Source organism: Microbulbifer rhizosphaerae (assembly GCF_014191725.1).
Classification (GTDB): domain Bacteria; phylum Pseudomonadota; class Gammaproteobacteria; order Pseudomonadales; family Cellvibrionaceae; genus Microbulbifer; species Microbulbifer rhizosphaerae.
Window position 1 is genome coordinate 342,220 of record NZ_JACHWZ010000002.1, and the last position, 18,914, is coordinate 361,133.

At 56.8% G+C, this 18,914-nt stretch carries 12 protein-coding genes; 5 read left to right on the plus strand and 7 right to left on the minus strand.

Going from position 1 to position 18,914, the window contains the following annotated elements:
• Positions 1-46 precede the first annotated feature (46 nt).
• Positions 47-1,858 (plus strand): sensor histidine kinase, encoded by a 1,812-nt coding sequence (locus FHS09_RS03235; protein ID WP_343057395.1) that lies wholly within the window; start codon positions 47-49, stop codon positions 1,856-1,858.
• On the plus strand, positions 1,855-3,246 hold the full coding sequence (locus FHS09_RS03240; protein ID WP_183456626.1) for a sigma-54-dependent transcriptional regulator: 1,392 nt from the start codon (positions 1,855-1,857) through the stop codon (positions 3,244-3,246). Before FHS09_RS03235 ends, FHS09_RS03240 begins: the two co-directional genes overlap by 4 nt.
• Positions 3,247-3,731: 485 nt before the next feature.
• Here FHS09_RS03240 and FHS09_RS03245 read toward each other — a convergent pair whose 3' ends face one another.
• Entirely contained in the window at positions 3,732-6,968 is a 3,237-nt protein-coding gene (locus FHS09_RS03245; protein ID WP_221191764.1) for a TonB-dependent receptor, read from the minus strand.
• 122 nt (positions 6,969-7,090) lie between these two features.
• On the opposite strand from FHS09_RS03245, the gene FHS09_RS03250 reads away from it, so the two are divergent.
• Entirely contained in the window at positions 7,091-7,639 is a 549-nt protein-coding gene (locus tag FHS09_RS03250) for a thioredoxin family protein (protein WP_183456628.1), read from the plus strand.
• Between the two features lie 113 nt (positions 7,640-7,752).
• On the opposite strand, the gene FHS09_RS03255 is transcribed toward FHS09_RS03250, so the two are convergent.
• Together FHS09_RS03255 and exaC are read right to left on the minus strand one after the other, a co-directional pair.
• Positions 7,753-8,454 carry a glutamine amidotransferase-related protein gene (locus FHS09_RS03255; protein ID WP_183456630.1) on the minus strand — a complete coding sequence of 234 codons (702 nt, stop codon included), beginning with the start codon at positions 8,452-8,454 and terminating at the stop codon, positions 7,753-7,755.
• Between the two features lie 462 nt (positions 8,455-8,916).
• Complete coding sequence (exaC, locus tag FHS09_RS03260; protein ID WP_183456631.1) at positions 8,917-10,437, minus strand: acetaldehyde dehydrogenase ExaC; 1,521 nt, start codon at positions 10,435-10,437, stop codon at positions 8,917-8,919.
• A 175-nt stretch (positions 10,438-10,612) separates the two neighbouring features.
• On the opposite strand from exaC, the gene FHS09_RS03265 reads away from it, so the two are divergent.
• Positions 10,613-11,518, plus strand: a complete 906-nt coding sequence (locus FHS09_RS03265) for a helix-turn-helix domain-containing protein (protein ID WP_183456633.1) — start codon at positions 10,613-10,615, stop codon at positions 11,516-11,518.
• Positions 11,519-11,777: 259 nt separating this feature from the next.
• Here FHS09_RS03265 and FHS09_RS03270 read toward each other — a convergent pair whose 3' ends face one another.
• The 4 genes from FHS09_RS03270 to FHS09_RS03285 form a co-directional block, all read right to left on the minus strand.
• Positions 11,778-13,355, minus strand: a complete 1,578-nt coding sequence (locus FHS09_RS03270) for a phytoene desaturase family protein (protein ID WP_183456635.1) — start codon at positions 13,353-13,355, stop codon at positions 11,778-11,780.
• A 36-nt stretch (positions 13,356-13,391) separates the two neighbouring features.
• Entirely contained in the window at positions 13,392-15,050 is a 1,659-nt protein-coding gene (locus FHS09_RS03275) for an amidohydrolase (RefSeq protein ID WP_183456637.1), read from the minus strand.
• Positions 15,051-15,126: 76 nt separating this feature from the next.
• Complete coding sequence (locus tag FHS09_RS22675) at positions 15,127-15,498, minus strand: SRPBCC domain-containing protein (RefSeq protein WP_343057391.1); 372 nt, start codon at positions 15,496-15,498, stop codon at positions 15,127-15,129.
• Between the two features lie 201 nt (positions 15,499-15,699).
• Positions 15,700-16,050, minus strand: a complete 351-nt coding sequence (locus tag FHS09_RS03285) for an ArsR/SmtB family transcription factor (RefSeq protein WP_183456639.1) — start codon at positions 16,048-16,050, stop codon at positions 15,700-15,702.
• Between the two features lie 565 nt (positions 16,051-16,615).
• On the opposite strand from FHS09_RS03285, the gene FHS09_RS03290 reads away from it, so the two are divergent.
• Positions 16,616-18,841 carry a TonB-dependent receptor gene (locus FHS09_RS03290; protein WP_183456641.1) on the plus strand — a complete coding sequence of 742 codons (2,226 nt, stop codon included), beginning with the start codon at positions 16,616-16,618 and terminating at the stop codon, positions 18,839-18,841.
• Positions 18,842-18,914: the final 73 nt, after the last annotated feature.

Genomic DNA, 18,914 nt, shown 5'->3' on the forward strand with positions numbered 1-18,914 from the left:
CACAACCCGCACCTACATTCTACGTATTCTTGTCTCCACCCTGGCAGTGGCGGGATTTCTGCTGACGCTGTTTATCACCCAGCGCCTGGGCACCGCCGCGGCGTTTCGGAGACTGCAGTGGGAATCGGGCTTTCAGCTGCAGAACTTCACGGCCTACCTGGAAGGCGCATTGGGCAGATACGAAGCCATTCCCCAGGTGCTTTCCACCAACACCCTGCTTCAGAACCTGCTGCAAAAGCCGGCCGCCTCGCTACAGAGTGAAGCAAATATCTACCTCCAGGAAGTTGAAGGTATTACCGGCGCATCCGATATTTACCTGATGGACCTGAAGGGCGACGTCGTCGCCGCCAGCAACTGGCAAAAACCTACCAGCTTTGTCGGTAAAAACTTTTCCTTTCGCCCCTACTTCACACAGGCCAAAAACGGTTTTTTCGGCCGCTACTACGCTCTCGGCACCACTTCCGGATTGCGCGGCTATTACTATGCCGCGCCATTAACTGTCGATAATGATGTGATAGGGGTCATCGTCACAAAGATAAACATCCAGAACCTGGAAAGGGAATGGCTGCGCGCCGCCAGAGGAGGCAACTTCAAATACTTGGTAATCGACAACAACGGGATTATTTTCTTTTCATCCGAACCCGACTGGATATTGCATGCCCTCTACCCGCTAACGGCGGACCAGCGCCGAGAGCTGGCCAAAAATCAGCAGTATGCGGGAACGACTATAGGTCAGCTGGACGTAACTGAAGCGCGGCCGACAAGCCTTCCCTCCCGTAAAGGCTCTCAACTGCTCGATTTCGGAAGCCCCCAGGAGGGAAGGGCCCGCATTCTGGCCCAATCCAAGTCCATGCCCGTAGTCGGCTGGCGGGCCATGACATTGACAACCCTTGAAGAAGTCCGACGCCAGCGCTTTATCCTGCTCTTGACCGCTGCGGCCTGCTACCTGCTCGTGGTCATGGTATTGCTTTACCTCCGCAAGCGCGCCAAAACCCTCAAGTTGCTGCGCCGTTCCCGCCACGAGCTGGAGCGCCTGGTCCGCAAACGCACAGAGGCGCTGACAACAACCAACCGGCGCCTGGTTGCCGAAGTGGAGGAGAAGGAAAAGGCGCGGCTGATGTTAAAGCACGCCCAGGACGAATTGATACAAACCGCCAAGATGGCTGTAATCGGAAGCCTGTCGGCCAGTATCAACCACGAACTCAACCAACCGCTGGCTGCCCTGCGCAGCTATGCACAGACGGCAGTCACACTCCTCGACCGGGACAACCCTGATAAAGCCCGGGAAAACCTGCTCCAGATCAATGCTCTCAGCGAGCGTATGGGCAAAATTATTGCGCAGTACAAAGAGTTCTCGCGGAATAGCCCGGGTATGCTCAGCCCCATCGACCTGCGCGAAAGTGTGCGGGGCGCCATGACCATTATGCACAGGGCATACCAGAATGCAGGGATCACTTGTCAGCAGCATTTTCATGGCGAACCGCTTATCGTACTCGGGGATATGGTTCGTCTCGAACAGGTTATCGTTAATGTCCTGTCGAACGCCATGCAAGCCATGGAAAACCAGGATCAAAAGACGCTCAATATAGATGCCTGGCGTGAGCACGACCGAGTCATTATCGAATTCCACGATTCCGGACCCGGCATTATAGCGAGCAACCTGAGCCGCATATTCGAGCCCTTCTTCACCACCAAGAGCGAAGAGCGGGGGCTGGGCCTGGGATTGTCCATTTCCTACCAGATTATCGAATCCATGCGGGGCGAATTGAGCGCGCGCAACCATCCTGACGGAGGAGCAATTTTCCGTATACAACTGCCTGCGGCCAAAACCAATAAACAGAGAGGCGAGAATCAATGAACACAGAGCCCACCACCTCGCCGGGCGGCCCAATCGCCTATGTAGACGATGAGAAGTATATCCGCGACGCGGTCAGGCAGCTGTTGGAGCTACACGACTACACGGTGGAAACCTTTGACTCAGCCGAGAAGGTACTGCCGAAACTGGCACCGGAGTGGCCCGGCATTTTGATCAGCGATATCAATATGCCGGGCATGGACGGCCTCGCGCTGACAGAACACACACTGAAAATCGATCGGGGACTACCGGTGATACTACTGACCGGCCACGGTGATATATCCATGGCCGTCAACGCCATCCGTAACGGCGCGTACGATTTTATTGAAAAACCGTTTGATAACGAACACCTGCTGGAAGTAGTACGCAGGGCGCTGGAAAAGCGCCATCTGACGCTGGAAAACCGTAAACTCAAGGCGGAGGTGGAGAACTTCGCCGCCCCTGGCCCCCGTATTCTCGGCAATACCCCCGCCATTCGCCAAATGCGGGAACTTATCCACCGGGTACTGGACACCCCCGCCGATATTCTGTTGTTTGGCGATACCGGAACCGGCAAGGACCTGGTAGCCCGCTACCTGCACGATCACAGCGCCCGCCGTGACAAAAACTTTGTCGCCATCAACTGCGGTGCCCTGCCAGAAAGTATCATCGAGAGCGAACTCTTCGGCTACGAGGCCGGCGCCTTTACCGGCGCCGACAAGCGCCGCATCGGCAAGTTCGAGTACGCCAACGGCGGCACCCTGTTTCTCGATGAAATCGAGAGTATGCCGCTGACGCTGCAGGTAAAACTGCTCCGCGTTCTGGAAGAGCGTCAGGTTGAGCGCCTGGGAAGCAATCAGCAAATTTCTCTGGATATCCGCGTCATCGCCGCCACCAAAGAGGATCTACTCGCCCTGAGCGATTCCGGAAAATTCCGTCGTGATCTCTACTACCGCCTCAACCTGGTCACCATCCCCATACCGCCACTGCGGGAGCGCAGGGAGGACATTCCACTGCTCTTTCAACACTTCGCCGTGGTCGCATCGGCCCGCCACCACCGTGAGCTGATTCCCCTGAATGCGGAAAGCATGGCCCGGCTGAAAAGCCAGGAGTGGCCTGGGAATGTGCGTGAATTGCGGAATCTGGCTGAACGGTATGTTCTGCTCGGTGCAGGTGCGCTGAACAGTGGCGCCTCACCCACAGATTCACAGGAGGATCTGCACGGCCAGCAAACCCTGCAGGAACGCGTCGAACTGTTCGAGTGTTCCGTGATCGAAGAGGCACTGCGACGCCACCGCGGGTCCATCAAGGACAGCATGGTGAGCCTGGGGCTACCTCGCAAGACGCTGTATGACAAGATGAAAAAATATGGTCTAGAAAGACGGGATTTCGTTTCGGATCCTAGAGAGTGACAATCAGTCAACTTTTAGCGTGATGGTATTTACCTGACAGCTATTTCGTCTATCGTCTGTTGTTTACGCCTGAAAAATCCTTTGACTTTGCATGGCGAAAGACACTATTTGAAATGTTGGGACAGCGCACTGCGACAGTGCGCAAAAAGCGGAACGTGGCTCCAAGCGCTGTGATTAAAATTTTAAGACTCCGATGCTGCGAGCCGTTTATTCGCCTCTTCGAGTCAATTTAGAAATTAAGTATACCGGCCAGGAACTATACGAGTCTCCTTATAGAACTTGCCGACTCATGGAAGGCTATACTCTCAACGGCTAACGGCAGATCCCTGTCAAGTCTCACCGACAGAGATGGTGGTTTACCTGTGTATTAATTAAGTATACTGTCTTCGGAATTCGAATCTTCCACTATCCTCGGAATCCCCAATAAAAATGCCCCGGCCCGAAGACCGGAGCTCAATCAGAGCAAGTTAACTGTCTAATTGAAATTAGAAGTTAGCTTGCAGACCCATACGCACGGAGCGGGGGTTCTGCCAAGAGTAAGCAGCTCCGTAGTACTGGTTTAAAGTGCCCGCATTTCTCTCATAGTGTTCGTTGGTGGACAAAGCCTCCTGAGAATCGAACAGATTAAAAATATCGAGCGATGCGACCATATCAACACCGGAAACCATAAAACGATAACGTGCCGATGCATCTACGTTGAAAGTCCAGGGCGTTCTGCCTATCTCTCCGCGCGGATAGAAGGAGTACTCGTTTTGCTGAGCCTCACCGTCGCCATTCAGGTCATTCCAGTGGTAGAAGGTATCACCGTAACTCCCGTAGACATTCGGATCATCACTCGGATAAGCCTTGCCAAATGCAGAAAGCGGACGGCCACTCGCCAGGGTTGCATTTATCCCCAGAGACAGGTCCTCGGTAAAATCGTAACTACCAAAGAGCTTGAAGACGTGACGACGATCATTGGCCTGGTAACCCTCTGCCCCATCCATCAGTGCAGGGAAGTCGAAGTCCTGAGTAATACCCGCGTCAGCCTGATCGATATCTGACTTGACCGCTCCCTCGAAGTTGCCTGTGCTTCTCGACCAGGTGTAGATAAACTTCCAGTTCATTTTCTCGTCAGAATAGGTCAACTCCGCCTGAATCGCACGATACTCGTTCTTCGCTTCCGGCAAGCCAATGGTTTCCTTGGAATACTTAGTCAGAGAACCCGAATCTGGTGAACCATCAAACAGCTCGTCTTCTACAACTAGATTTTCTCCATCCCAGTAATATCCATCTTTGTACCAGGAAGACGCTTCGCCAGGGTTAACCATCACGCAATACGGCCATGCGTAAGCACCACAGTAGTCATCCAGTGCCGAGGTTACTTCACGATAAATACCGCGCACACCGACCAGGAGATTGTCATTTACCGCAGTTTCAAAACCGAGAATTAACTCATCTCGAGCAAAGGGATCAGCTTCCTGCGCCTGGAAGATATCCTTCTCGGGAATCGTAGACACAGAGCTTACAAACGAGGAGTTGGCCTCAGTACCATTAACTGGGTTTATACCGGTAGGTATGCCGGTTTCCGGATCTATGCCGTTAAATGTATAGAAGGTAGTAACATCACTAACACCAGAAGCTGCGCGATAGATGGTGTTGTTGGCCATCGGCAAATAGTAGCGGCCCCAAGTCCCATAGACCTTAGACACACCATCGCCCATGAAGTCCCAGGTAAACCCGAGGCGAGGAGCGATATCAGTATCAAAATCAAACAGCTGCTTTCCGGTCGTACCTTCACCTTCGAACTGGTCTTTGCGCAGACCAATGCTCACCATCCACTCGTCATTTATCTGCCACTGGTCCTCGATATAGAAAGCGGTCAGATCTGAGCTAAAGCTGCCTCCCCCAACAAATATCCGGTCACTGACAATATCCATGGCTGCGCCGGTATTGTTGGTGTAAAGAGCGCCACTATCTCCCTGAATGGAACCACCCGCCTCCAGAGACTGGTATTCCCAGCTATGCCCAGCAACAGGAACAGTGACACGAGTCGATGCACGCTCCTGGATATCGAGACCAGCTTTCAGCGCGTGATCGCCGAGCACGTAGTTTACGTCTAGACGGTACTGAGTATTTTCATCGAAGTTGTCACCGATCGAGCCGCCGGGACCACAACCTTCCACATCAGTACCATCAGTAAGAGAACCGCCAACAGTAGGGCAATCCAGATTCAGCGGGTCAGTTGTGTACTCAGTTTCAATCTTTCCCGCCATCGCAGATACAGTCAGATCATTACCAAAGTAGCCTGTGTAGTTGAGGCTATTAGCCTCACTACCGCGAAGCCGGGTAAAGCCGCCGGTTTCTTCACCGATGGTGCTCGTCTCCGCGTCATAAGCGAAGACTCTTTCTTCGGCATCATTACGGTCTGAGAATCCGGTGTAACTCAAACGGTGATTCTCGGCGATATCCCAATCGATCTTGGTGCCCCAGAACATATTATCTGTCCCGGAAGATTCACGGACACGGTAAGTATTCACGCCGTTATAACGCTGAGTACCAGTCGCCTGAGTGAATTTTTGCTCGGAATCTCTTGGGTTGACCAGAGCATAGATGAACAGCTTGTCCTGAATGATTGGACCGGACGCGGAAAAGGTATAATCCATCTCGTCAGTCTCAGCAACGCTAGTGTCGCGAAAGACTGCACCGGTACCACCATCGCCTCTGGATACTTGACCTTCGGATCGCAGGGCGTCCGGACTCCAGTTCATGGTAGCGCCGAACTCCCAGGTATTGCCGCCGCTTTTGGTAACGGAGTTAATTACACCACCAGTGGTGCGACCGAACTCTGCCGAGTAGCCGCCAGTCTTAACCTGGAATTCCTTATAGAATTCAAACGGCACAGAGCTGCAACCAAGCCCCTGACGAGTATTGGTCACTTCCAGGCCGTTGATATAACAGGAGTTTTCAGCAATTGAGGCGCCACCGAATGATGCGAACGAAGCGGTATTACCGGAGCCAAAATCGGAATCCCCCAGAACCACACCGGGAGCGAGAAGGGATACCGCGGTAAGGTTGCGGGCCACCGGCATCGCGTCGATTTGTGTTTCGCCTATCACCAAGCCAGAGTCCATGGTGTAGGTGTCAACGGAGGTAATCAATTGGCCTTCTACGACCACTTCTTCGATATTGCCAGCCATATCGAAGTCGGCATTAGCATTGGATCCGAGGGCTACGCGAACAATGCGCTGTGCAACGGTTACACCGTCTTTTACGACGACCACTTCATAGCTGCCAATTGGCAGTCCTGCCAGGCGGAAGCTTTTGTCCGCGGTGGTTTCAATGGTACGAGATGTCCCAGTATCTACATTGGTAGCCGTTACGGTATATGACCCACTGGCATCACCCTCAACAGCGTGGATTGTGCCCACAATATTTGAGCTCGTGTTACCTGCGGCAAACGCCGGGGCAGAGAGCCCTATCGATGCTGCCATTACGGAAGCTGCGAGAATGCTTTTCCGGAAGTTATTATTCATTTCAAACCCTCTATTGATCGGTAGATCGTTGGTTTTCATTATTAGGTAAATGGCCGCCCCCAGCGGCCAGTATCGCCCCAACACATAGAGATTGACGAACCAACCACTCAACCCATCACAAGAAAATGTGACTTCTGCCGCATTTAAAAAATTTAATTCATCTATCGGCATCCAAATCAGCTTTTGTTTAGAAATTAAACTATTCAAAGCCTAGATTACGACGAGAAGCCATTCCGTCAACTTCAACCTAATAATCCGGTTTACACAGATACAAGACTGACAATGCTATGCTCTCATCCCAAAGCACCGACAATAGAGGAGCAAACACCATGGCCCTAACTCCCTCCACCATGATTCCTCTCGGCAGTCCCATGCCCAACTTCTCCCTTCCGGACCCGGCAAGAAACATTCATGACAGTCAGGACTTTCCTGAACAACCTGTACTGGTCGTCTTCATCTGCAATCATTGCCCCTACGTAAAACACATAGCCCCCGCCCTGTCCGAATTTGCACGGGAGTACCGCGAGGCAGGATTGAGTATCGTGGCAATCAACAGCAATGACTTCGCAAACTATCCGGATGACAGCCCGGAGAAAATGCAGGAGGAAATCGCCGCACGAGGTTATGTATTCCCCTATCTGGTAGACGAAACCCAGGAGGTGGCACGGGCGTTCGATGCGGCCTGTACGCCGGATTTCTTTTTATTCGATAAGAATAGAAAACTGGTGTACCGGGGACAATTCGACGACAGCCGGCCGGGCAACAATGAGCCGGTCAATGGGCGGGATCTGCGTGCGGCGGTGGATGCGGTGCTGGCGGGGGAGCGGCCGGCTGAGGATCAGGTTCCTTCGATGGGCTGCAATATCAAGTGGAAATGATTGTGTAGGAGCGGCCCATGGCCGCGATCGGGGGGGGTGGTGCCGGCTGCAAGCCTGATCGCGGCCATGGGCGGATGGCCGCCCCGCCGCTCCTACAAGGGACGGGCAGAGGATTACCGACGCAGGAATTCGATCATCCACCTGGCCACGGCGCTCTCGTGAATATCGTTTTGCAGCGAGGTCTTGCCCTTTTCCACCGTTTCGTCGCCGAATACCTCGCGGCGCAGTTCCATCAGGCTCTTGGAGTAAGGCTTGGTGAATTCCGGGTGGGCCTGGAAGGTGAGCATATGCTCGTCCACCTGGACCATGGCGTAGGGACAGAAGTCGCTGGAGGCCAGCACCTTGGCGCCCGGGGGGAGTTCCTCCACCTGGTCCTGGTGGGTCACCAGCAGGCTGAAGCTGTCCTGCGGCTCGGACATCCACGACGGGGTTTCCTGCATTTCATAGCTGTGTACACCGATGCCCCAGCCCTTGTCGGACTTGCGGGTCTTGCCGCCCAGGGCGTGGGCGATCAGCTGGTGGCCGAAACAGATGCCGATGGTGGGCTTTTTGGCGTCGCGCAGCTTGCGCACGAAGTCCATCAACGGCGGAATCCAGGGCTTGTCCTCGTAGACGCCGGCCTTGCTGCCGGTGATCAGGTAGGCGTCCACTTCGTCGATATCCTCCGGGTAGTGGCCGCGCTGTACTTCGTAGGTCACAAATTCCAGGTCCGGGTCCTGGGCGCGCAGCAACTCGGCGAACATTTCCGGGTACTCCCCGAATTCGCCCACCAGTTCCTTGCGCACGTCGTCGGTTTTCAATACACCAATTTTCATTATCACACCGCTGGTTTGACTGCTGAGTCCTAGTGTCCTGTATGGAACTAAATAGTGATACCAGCGGGCCGCTAAGCGGCCAGATGCAAGGCGCACTTGCGCCGGCGTAGTCATTCTACGTCAAGCAAGTACAACGCCGCAGATGGCTGCTTAGCGGCCCGCCCGAAGGGAGCCCCCCCTCTTCACCTGGTAGAGAGGGCCCACAGTGGCGTTGCAGCTCTTGAAAATGGAATGACCATTCCCTGCGAGCTGCGCCTAACTGTGGGCAATCTGGGGGGCTCTGGTATCACTATTTAGTTCCATACAGGACACTAGATTATGACATATCCCCGGCGATATTTTCCTGTCGTGTTTTCTTCTCTCGGGACGGACAGATGGGATCGCAAGCCGGACGGTTACGCGGTGAAAGGCCGTTCAGAATCAAAAAGGGGGCGCCTCGCGCCCCAGTGAAAACAAAACCGATTAGAAAAATCCCAATGGATTGGTGTCGTAACTGACCAGGAGGTTCTTGGTCTGCTGGTAGTGTTCCAGCGCTAGCTTGTGGGTTTCGCGGCCGATACCGGATTTCTTGTATCCGCCAAAGGCCGCGTGAGCCGGGTATTGGTGATAGCAATTGGTCCACACCCGCCCGGCCTGGATATTGCGCCCCATACGGAAAGCCAGGTTGATATCCCTGGTCCACACGCCAGCGCCCAATCCATACTCGGTGTCATTGGCGATCTCCAGGGCTTCCTGTTCTGATTTGAACGTGGTAACTCCCACCACCGGGCCAAAGATCTCCTCTTGGAATACGCGCATCTCGTTGCTGCCCTTGAGCAGGGTCGGCTGAATATAAAAGCCGTCTTGCAGGTCACCGCTCATACTTTCGACGCCACCGCCCAGTAATACCTCCGCGCCCTCCTGTCGCCCTATATCGATATAGCTCATGATCTTGTCAAACTGCATGCGCGAGGCCTGGGCGCCGACTTGCGTGTCGGTATCGAGCGGGTTCCCCTGCCTGATCGATTTGGTGCGTTCAATAACACGGGCGATAAAATCGCCGTAGATGGATTCCTGGACCAGCGCCCGGGAGGGGCAGGTACATACCTCACCCTGATTGAAAAACGCCAACGCCATTCCCTCCACACACTTGCTGATATAGCTCTCTTCCTGTTGCAGGATATCGGCAAAGTAGATATTAGGTGATTTCCCTCCCAGCTCTACGGTAGAGGGAATGATGTTTTCGGCCGCGCACTTCAGGATATGAGACCCCACCGGGGTGGAGCCGGTAAAGGCTATCTTGGCAATGCGCTTGCTGGTGGCCAGTGCCTCCCCCGCTTCGCGGCCGAAGCCGTTTACGATATTGAGCACCCCGGCGGGCAACAGGTCGGCGATCAGTTCCACCAGAACCAGTATCGATGCCGGTGTCTGCTCGGCGGGCTTCAACACCACGCAATTGCCCGCCGCCAGTGCCGGCGCCAGCTTCCAGGCCGCCATCAGGATGGGGAAGTTCCAGGGAATGATCTGCCCCACGACACCCAGCGGTTCATGGAAATGGTAGGAAACCGTGTGGCTGTCCACCTCTGCAAGGCCACTCTCCTGGGCGCGTATGCAGCCGGCGAAATAGCGGAAATGATCCACGGCCAGGGGGATGTCCGCGGCCAGGGTCTCGCGTACCGCCTTACCGTTGTCCCAGGTTTCCACCACTGCCAGCATTTCCAGGTTCTGCTCTATGCGATCGGCGATGCGCAGCAGAAGATTGGCCCGGTCGGTAACCGAGGTACGCCCCCAACTGTCCCTGGCGCCGTGGGCGGCATTCAGGGCCAGCTCAATGTCTTTTTCGCCCGAGCGGGGGATTTCGCAGAATACCTGACCGTTTACCGGTGAAATGTTCTCAAAGTAGCGGCCCTCCACCGGCGCCACCCAGTCCCCACCGATGAAGTTCTGATAGCGGGATTCGAAAGTGACCAGAGCCTTATCCTGGCCAGGCTGGGAGTAAATCATCGCGGATATCCTCTATTGCCGTTTTTATAGTATATTCAGGACTATAACCTGCCAGTCGACAGGCCCTTGGAGCCTAATGTAAACCCTGGAACGCAGGCGGACTTTCCCGTGAGTCCAATCCAGTTGCCTGTGAGTCCACAACGCAAAGAATAACGACAATAAACCGGTGGTGAGTATGCTGAAACCAATTCGCGAGCCCCGCGAGCTGATCGAGAATCGGGTGTCTTTCGCCGGCCCCAATGCGGAACTGAGCGTCTACAGTACCTATATGCCAGCGGAACGTGTGAATCTGCATGCGGGCGAACTTCTGTACTGCGGAATGCTCAGCGGAAAGAAAATTCTTCACGGATCCAGCGGTTACAGAGCGAAATTTTTACCGCGGGAATCATTTGTCATGGCTCCCGGAGAAGACATCGAGATCGACTTCCCCGAAGCTGCCATGGGCAGCCCCACCAATTGCCTCACTATTGAAATTGCCAGGAAACGGGTGGATGAAGTCTGTTCCCAGTTGAATAAAACCGCGCCTCTGCACAGGGACTTCGAAGACTGGCACTACCGCCCCGAAACAGTCATCCACACTCCTCATACCCAGGCCACCCAGGCCCTGCTCGAACGGATGATGACCGCCTTCAGCGAGGAGCTGCCGGACCGTAACCTGTTGATCGACCTCGGGATCAGCGAACTGCTGGTGCGTATGCTTCGCCAGCAGACACGGAGCTTCCTGCTCCGCGCCTGCGCCCTGGCGCCGGACGCCAACGGACTCAGCGCTGCCGTGCACGCAATCCAGGGGGATCTAGCCGCCCCGCTGGATATCGACCAGCTGTGCAAAACAGCCTGCATGAGCCGCAGCCGTTTCTTCAGCGAGTTTAAAAAGCACCTGGGCTGCACCCCGGCGGAGTTTCAGCACCAGCTGCGCATGCAAAGCGCCTGCGAGCGCCTGAAAAGCGGAGAGCCGGCCAAGCGGATCTGCTTTGATCTGGGTTATTGCAACCAGAGCCATTTCAGCCGAAGATTCCAGCACCAATTCGGTTTGAGTCCCAGCCAGTATTGCCAATTGCACCGCCGCCGGGCGACAAACTGAACGACAAAAGTTAAGAGCCTGTTTGCGTTTATGGTGCTGTACGCCCAGCGCGGGGTGGGAGGGGTGCCTCTTTCCGGGACACGGGCTGGGCGCCCCCCTTAAATACGTCCCTGTACGCTCGTAATCGGCATCCCTGCCTCATACGGTCCCGGAAAGAGGCACCCCTCCCACCCTGGAGAGTTCTTCGCGAGATTCTAAACAGGCTCTAAGAGCCGGCAGGGCAATTTTCGCAGGATAGGCAAAGCGTAGCGTGCCCATCCTACCAGTCTTTCAGTATCTCCCGTGCCGCATTGTGCCCGGGCACGCCGGTGACACCACCTCCGGGATGGGTTCCGGAGCCGCAGATATACAAGCCCCGGACGGGTGTGCGGTAATCGGCATAACCCATAAATGGCCGGTTGCTCCACAGCTGGTCCAGCCCCAGGGCGCCGTGGAAGATATCCCCGCCCATCAGTCCAAACTTGCGCTCCAGGTCCAGGGGTGAATGAATCTGCCGTGCAATAACCGAACGCTTGAAATTGGGGGCGTAACGCGCAATCGTATCGATAATGGTGTCCGCAGCCGCTTCGCGGTGATCATCCCAGCTCGCGCCGTCCGGTAACTGCGGGGAAAACTGCTGGCAGAACAGGCTCGCCACATGCTGTCCGGGTGGTGCCAGCGAGTCGTCGACCGTGGATGGAATCAGCATTTCCACAACAGGCTTCCTGGACCAGCCGAACTGCTTTGCATCAAAATACGCTTGGTCCAGGTAGGCCATGCTGGGCCCGATTACAATACCGGACTGGTGGTGGCGTTGCAGATCGGTTCCGGGGCGACAGGTGAAACCCGGAAGCTCGGACAAGGCCACATTCATGCGAAAAGTGCCGGAAGCCACTTTATAGCCCCGCACCCGGCGGCGAAACTCTTCACTCAAATGCTGTTGAGCCACCAGTTGTGAAAACAACAGTTTTGGACCGACGTTTGAGACGACCTTTGCCGCGGACAACTTTTCGCCATCCGCGAGCCGCACTCCCACTGCACGGCCGCCTGCGATCAACACTTCCTCCACCGCCGCGTCCGTGCGTACATCCACGCCGAGTTGCTGTGCCTCTTTGAGCATGGCCTGGGTAATGGCACCCATACCGCCAACGGCGTGGCCCCATGCCCCTTTCTCGCCATTTACCTCACCGAAAACATGGTGCAGCAGTACATACGCCGAACCGGGGGTGGTCGGTGCGCCGTAGTTGCCTACGATGAAATCAAACGCAAAAGCGGCCCTGACATGGTCGTTCTCAAACCACTCGGCCAGCACATCGGCCGCGCTCTTGGTAAACAAATCCAGCGCATCGCGCCTCTGCGCCATATTCAGTTTTCTGGCCCGCAGGCCAAAGCCGCCGGCGCGCAGAAGGTCTGTCAGCCCCCCGCCCACATTGGGCGGCGTGCGTAACAACTCTTCGCGTAAGAAATCCGCAACTGTTTCCAACATCGCGTAGAAAGCCGGCAGCGCCTCGGCGTCCTTTGGCGATAAGCGGGCGATTTCCGCCTGGGTGTCGGCAAAGTCGCGATGAAAGGAAAGGCTCTCCATGTCGGACAGGGGGAAGAAATTGGATTGCGGACGGAGTTTTATCTGCAAGCCGTGTTCGCGCAGCCGCAAATCTTCAATAACCTTCGGGTTCAGCAAACTCACCGTGTAGCTGGCCACTGAATTGCGAAAGCCCGGATAAAACTCTTCCGTGACCGCGGCGCCGCCAACGATAGGGCGGCGCTCCAGAACGGTCACCTGCTTGCCCGCCCTGGCCAAATAACAGGCGCAAACCAGCCCGTTGTGACCACCGCCGATAATAATAATGTCGGTCATGAAATTCTTGTCTTACTCACAGACCAATGGTGCCGGTTAATGGACTCGCTCACCCGCCACCCAGGTCTCCAGCACCCGGGTTTTCCACAATTCCTTCGGGTTGATGGCGAAAATATCCCTGTCCACCAGGATAAAGTCAGCGGCCTTGCCCGATTCCAGGTTGCCGATCACCTCCTCCTGGTGTGCGGCATAGGCGGCGCCCAGGGTAAAGGCGTGCAGCGCTTCGGTCAGGGAAATTTTCTCCCGCGGAATCCAGCCACCCTCGGGCTCGTTATCGCTGTTCTGCCGGGTGACCGCGGCGTGAATGCCGAGAAAGGGGTTGACCGGCTCCACCGGGAAATCGGAGCCGGCGGCCAGCGGAATGCCCCGATCCAGGAAAGTGCGCCAGGCATAGGCGCCGTCGAGGCGCTCTTCGCCGAGGCGGTCTCCGGCCATATTCATATCACTGGTGGCGTGAATCGGTTGCATGGAAGCGATGATATCCAGTTGCTCGAAACGAGGAATATCCTTCGGCGACACGACCTGGGCGTGTTCTATACGGTGGCGGAAATTCCGCGAGTCGTCGCCGGCATATTTCCCGAATTTATCCAGGACAATGCGGTTGGCACGGTCGCCGATGGCGTGCACATTGATCTGAAAGCCCCGCTCCAGCGCACTGGCAAAATATTTATCCAGTTCGCGCTCGCTGTGCAACAACAGGCCGGTGGTCTGCGGCCGGTCCCGGTAGGGTTCCAGCAGTGCGGCACCGCGGCTACCCAGGGCGCCGTCGGCGGAGATTTTGATACTGCGGATAAACAGGCGGGATTTCGCAGTGCCCACGGGGCCGGCGTCCAGCAACTGCGCGAACTCGTCCGCGTCCACCGCCAGCATAGGGTAGACACGCATGGGAATGGCGCCGCGCTCGGCGAGAGCCCTATAGGCGCGATAGGTGTCGCCGTTGATACCCGCATCGTGGACGCTGGTCAGGCCGTTGGCCAGGGAGATTTCAAACGCCGCGCCCAGCGCCGCTTCCAGTTCCCTCTGCGACGGCGCGGGTATGGCCCGCTCCATCAGGGACATGGCGTTGTCCACCAGGATGCCGGTGGGGCGACCGTCGGCGTCTTTCAGTATTTCCCCGCCCTCCGGCACCGGGGTATCGCGGTCGATACCGGCGGCGCGCAGCGCCGCGGAATTCGCCCATCCGGCGTGGCCGTCCACCCGTCGCAGCCACACCGGGCGGGCGATTTCCAGCGCATCCAGATCGGCGGCATTCGGCCACTGGCCACCGGGCCAGAGTACTTGGTTCCAGCCGCGCCCGGTAACCCACTGCGCCCCGGACCTGGTGGCGGCGAACTTTTTGACCGCCTCAAGAGTTTCCGCAAACCCCATATCGCGGAGATCGATTTCCCGCTGCAGCAATCCCAGCGCCTGCATATGCCCATGGGCATCGATCAGGCCCGGCAACAGGGCGCGGCCACGGCCGTCGATTGCCTCGGCGCTTTTATAGCGCTCGGACAGATCGGCCGCCTCCCCCACCGCCAGCACCCTGCCCTCGCAAAAAGCGATTGCGGAAAACTTTTCCACCGCGGGTTTGCCGGAATCCCCTTCGACGATATGGGCGCCCCGAATATTGTGCAGCAGGACGGTATCGCAGTGGGCAGTAAGGGGTAGCAGCAGGAGGAAGAGAAAAAAACGCGGAAGGAACCCAGGCCCCATGGCATTCACCTTATCGTTATGATTGATATTGGGTGTCCGCCATTAAAGCGCAACCGACCGCTCTCTTCCAAGCCCCCTATTGCGCGAGTCTCTGCAGGTACTCAGCCTCCAGGCGCGTGTGTTCAGACCAGAAGCTCGGGGGAGTTTCCCCGCGCAGTTTCGCGCCCAGGATATCCAGGTGGGTGTGCCAGCCGGCGGAGACACTGAGCGTTTCGTCGCGGGATTGCAGCCGGCTGTGAGTCACCACCAGCAGAACTTTGTCTCCCCGGGGCTCCAGATCAAAGCGGACTTCAGATGCCTCACCGGCTGGACTGCCCCAGCTAAGGGTGAGCTGTCGCGGCGGATCACAATCGATAACCTCCCCTCGCAACTTCGCCTCTTCGGCGATATCCGCATATTTGTCCGGCGCCCGGTCGCCGCTCTGCGACAGCTCGCTGTTGCGGAACACCAGCTCCAGCGGCGCGCCGCTTCGCTTCTCCAGCTCGCCGGCGGCCAGCCACTAGCGGCGCTTGTCGGAATCCACCAGATATTGCCAGACCCGCTCCAGCGGCCCCGGCAACAGCCGCTCGATACGCAAGGTGTCGGCGGCGGTCATAACGCCATAGTCTTCCATCTTTCTCTCCTTCTTCCTCTCAGAAATGCGAGTCATTCATTGCTCGCCCGTATTCCCGGTATTCTCCGCCTCCAGTAGCGCTTCCAGGCCGTCCAGCTGTCGGTTCCAGAATTGTTCGTAGTGGCGCAACCACTCCATGCCGCCGTGCATCGGGCGCGCGTCCAAATGGCAAGTATGGGTGCGCCCCCGCACCTCACGCCGTACCAGCCCGGCGCGCTCCAGCACCCGGATATGTTTGGACGCCGCCACCAGCGACATTTCAAAGGGCGCCGCCAGTTCGCTTACAGTACCGGGCCCATCGGCCAGGCTGCGCAATATCGCCCGCCGGGTGGGGTCGGCGAGGGCGCGGAAAACGGCGTCCAACTGTTCACTATCATTGTTAACCATGGGGTTAACAATAGACCTTCTTACCCTAATTGAAAACCTTTTGGTTAAATATTGGCGAGTATTACAACTCGAGATATTCACCCCCAATTGGCGGATTCTCCGGGAGCTTTTTCACCGATCGATAGCAATAAATAAAGTGTTATTGATCAAGAAGACACATTGGCCGATTGAGCGCCACCGCAGGGCCGTGCCTTGCACCGTTATTTTTAAATGGTTATCTTGTTTTTCTGTCGCTGAATAGCAGCGTCAGAGCCGAGCGGCGCTAAGTTAAGCTCCAGCGGCCTCTACGTTGGAATTTTTCGCTGTTAGGAGCCCTTAACTTAGAGCCATTCGCGTCAGACCTCTGATAGGAAATCACTTCAGATAAGGATCATTATTTCTTTTTCCATGCCCTATCAATTCTCTATCGGTGAACTCCCTTTTCCGGGAGAAGCTTCACTGTTTCAAGCGCGGGCAACTCGCAATGGGCCCGTTCAATTGCGCATATGCCCTGTTTTGGTTCACACCGGCATATCGTCCACCGATTTACAAACATAAAAAGTACAAGCATAAAAAGGAGCTGGCCATGTACTCGCCAAATACCGCTTACTTCACGCCGTTTCCAAAATCACCGCGTCTTCTTTCCCTGTGTATCGCCCTCGCAGTTGCCGCACCGGTTCAGGTTTTTGCCCAGCAATCGGTTGTCGAAGAGGTCACGGTCACCGCGCAGAAGCGTCAGCAATCGATGCAGGATGTCTCCATCGCAGTCAGCGCCTTTTCCGGCGACGCCATCGACAAGATGGGATTCGAAGAGGGCCTGGATATCACCCAGCAGGTGCCCAATATGAATTTCTTCGCCATTTTCGGCGAGGCCTCTAGTCCCTCGGTCAGCCTGCGCGGGGTCAGCCTGGTCAACTTTTCCGACTCCTGGGAATCCCCGGTCTCCATCTATGTGGACGACGTCTACCGCGGCAATCCCGCCGGTTCGGCGATTCAGCTTTTCGACCTGGAGCGGGTGGAGGTACTGCGCGGCCCCCAGGGCACCCTGTATGGACGCAATACCACCGGCGGTCTGGTGCACTATGTCTCGCGCAAGCCCACCGAAGAGTTCGAGGCCAGCGCAAGTGCCAGCTACGGCAGCTATTCGGAGCGCATTGTCGAGGGCACCATAAGCGGCCCGCTCAGCGATGGCGTACGCGGCCGGGTGGCGATCAAGAGCACAAAAAACGATGGCTGGCAGACCAACACCGTCACCGGGGACAAGTTAAACGATACCGACAGCTTCGGTTACCGCACTCAATTGGAATTCGACCTGGGTGACAGTGGCGGTCTGCTGCTCAATGTGCACGGCAGCGAGGCGGACCAGCAGTCCGTGGGCTTCGCCCATATGGGCTACCTGGAAGCGCCCGTGGAGGGTGCCGCCACCTGCTCCATTTCCCGCATCCAGGACGGCGAGTGCACCAGCGCCACCTTCGGCATGACCGGCGCCGAAGCGGCCGGTGGCAGATTTGATCCGGAGCATGTGGCCTCCAGCGCCAGCGACGGCATGGCGACAAAGATCGACACCTTCGGCACCTCCGCCACACTGGACTGGGAATTCGACGCCTTTACCCTCACCTCCATCACCGCCTACGAGGAGCTGGATAAATTCCTCCAGGACGACGGCGACGGCACACCGATTATCTGGTTCGACGAGCAGTATGCGGTGGACGCGGAGCAGTACACCCAGGAACTCCGCCTGGAGGGCAGCACCGAGCGCACCACCTGGGTAACCGGCTTCTATTACTACAAGGACGACCGCGGTCTGGTCACCGAGGCCCCCACTACCGCCGACGGCCTCTGGCACCGGGAGATAGTGGCCCTGGACAGCGAGTCCTGGGCCCTGTTCGGCCAGGTGGAGTACGACCTGAACCCCGAACTGACCCTGGTTACCGGCTTGCGCTACACGGAGGAAGAGCGCGATTTCAAACAGGATTCCGGCCCGAGCTTTTATCAGCCGCTGTCGGTGGAAGACGACCTCTCAGAGAGCGCCACCACCGGCCGCATCGGACTGGACTGGCGCCCCAGTGACGCCACCCTCGCCTACGCCAGCCTGTCAACCGGCTTCAAGAGCGGCGGCTTCTCCGGCAGTTACAACGCCTCCCTGGAGGCAACCAGGCCGGTCGAAGCAGAGGACATCACCAACTTCGAGATCGGGATAAAAACCACCCTGGCCAATCGTTTTCGCGTCAACGCCGCCGCCTTTAACTACACCATCAAGGACTACCAGGCACAGGTATTCCTCACCGTCGCCGAGGGCAGCGTAATCACCAACGCCGGCGACGTGACCGGTACCGGCGCGGAGATCGAGATCACCGCCCCCATCACCGACAACCTCGAAGTTATCGCCGGTGCCGGCTGGCTGGAAACGGAATTCGATTCCGAGCAGTTTTTTATCGTCGCCGGCGATAACTATACCCTGGACGGCAACGAACTTCCCTCCGCACCGGAATTCACCTACAACCTGATGGCCCGCTACTACCTGAGCCTGGGAGACTCGGGGGAACTGGTTTTCCAAGGCGACTACGCCTGGCAGGACGACCACTACCTGCAGATCGAAAACGACCCCTACTCGAAACACGACAGCTACGGCCTGGCCAATGCCAAAATCAGCTGGCACTCGCCCTCGGACAGCTACAGCGTGGAGGCTTTCGCGCGCAACCTGACCGACGAGCGCTATTTCACCTACCAGAACACCCTGGGCAGCGACTGGGGATACGGCGTCTGGGGCCAGCCGCGCACCGCCGGACTGCGGTTGAATTGGAAGCTGTAAGCCGCAGGTAGGGAAACGACATCGGAGCCCGTTTCCCGGGCTCCAATGCTCTTGGTGAGGAGGGTATTACCGC

Bases quoted from the DNA above. Each gene is read 5' to 3' on its own strand.
- FHS09_RS03265 (WP_183456633.1), top strand. From the start codon at position 10,613: ATGCTGAAACCAATTCGCGAGCCCCGCGAGCTGATCGAGAATCGGGTG.
- FHS09_RS03240 (WP_183456626.1), top strand. From the start codon at position 1,855: ATGAACACAGAGCCCACCACCTCGCCGGGCGGCCCAATCGCCTATGTA.
- FHS09_RS03250 (WP_183456628.1), top strand. From the start codon at position 7,091: ATGGCCCTAACTCCCTCCACCATGATTCCTCTCGGCAGTCCCATGCCC.
- FHS09_RS03270 (WP_183456635.1), bottom strand. From the start codon at position 13,355: ATGACCGACATTATTATTATCGGCGGTGGTCACAACGGGCTGGTTTGC.
- FHS09_RS03290 (WP_183456641.1), top strand. From the start codon at position 16,616: ATGTACTCGCCAAATACCGCTTACTTCACGCCGTTTCCAAAATCACCG.
- exaC (WP_183456631.1), bottom strand. From the start codon at position 10,437: ATGATTTACTCCCAGCCTGGCCAGGATAAGGCTCTGGTCACTTTCGAA.
- FHS09_RS03255 (WP_183456630.1), bottom strand. From the start codon at position 8,454: ATGAAAATTGGTGTATTGAAAACCGACGACGTGCGCAAGGAACTGGTG.
- FHS09_RS03275 (WP_183456637.1), bottom strand. From the start codon at position 15,050: ATGGGGCCTGGGTTCCTTCCGCGTTTTTTTCTCTTCCTCCTGCTGCTA.
- FHS09_RS03285 (WP_183456639.1), bottom strand. From the start codon at position 16,050: ATGGTTAACAATGATAGTGAACAGTTGGACGCCGTTTTCCGCGCCCTC.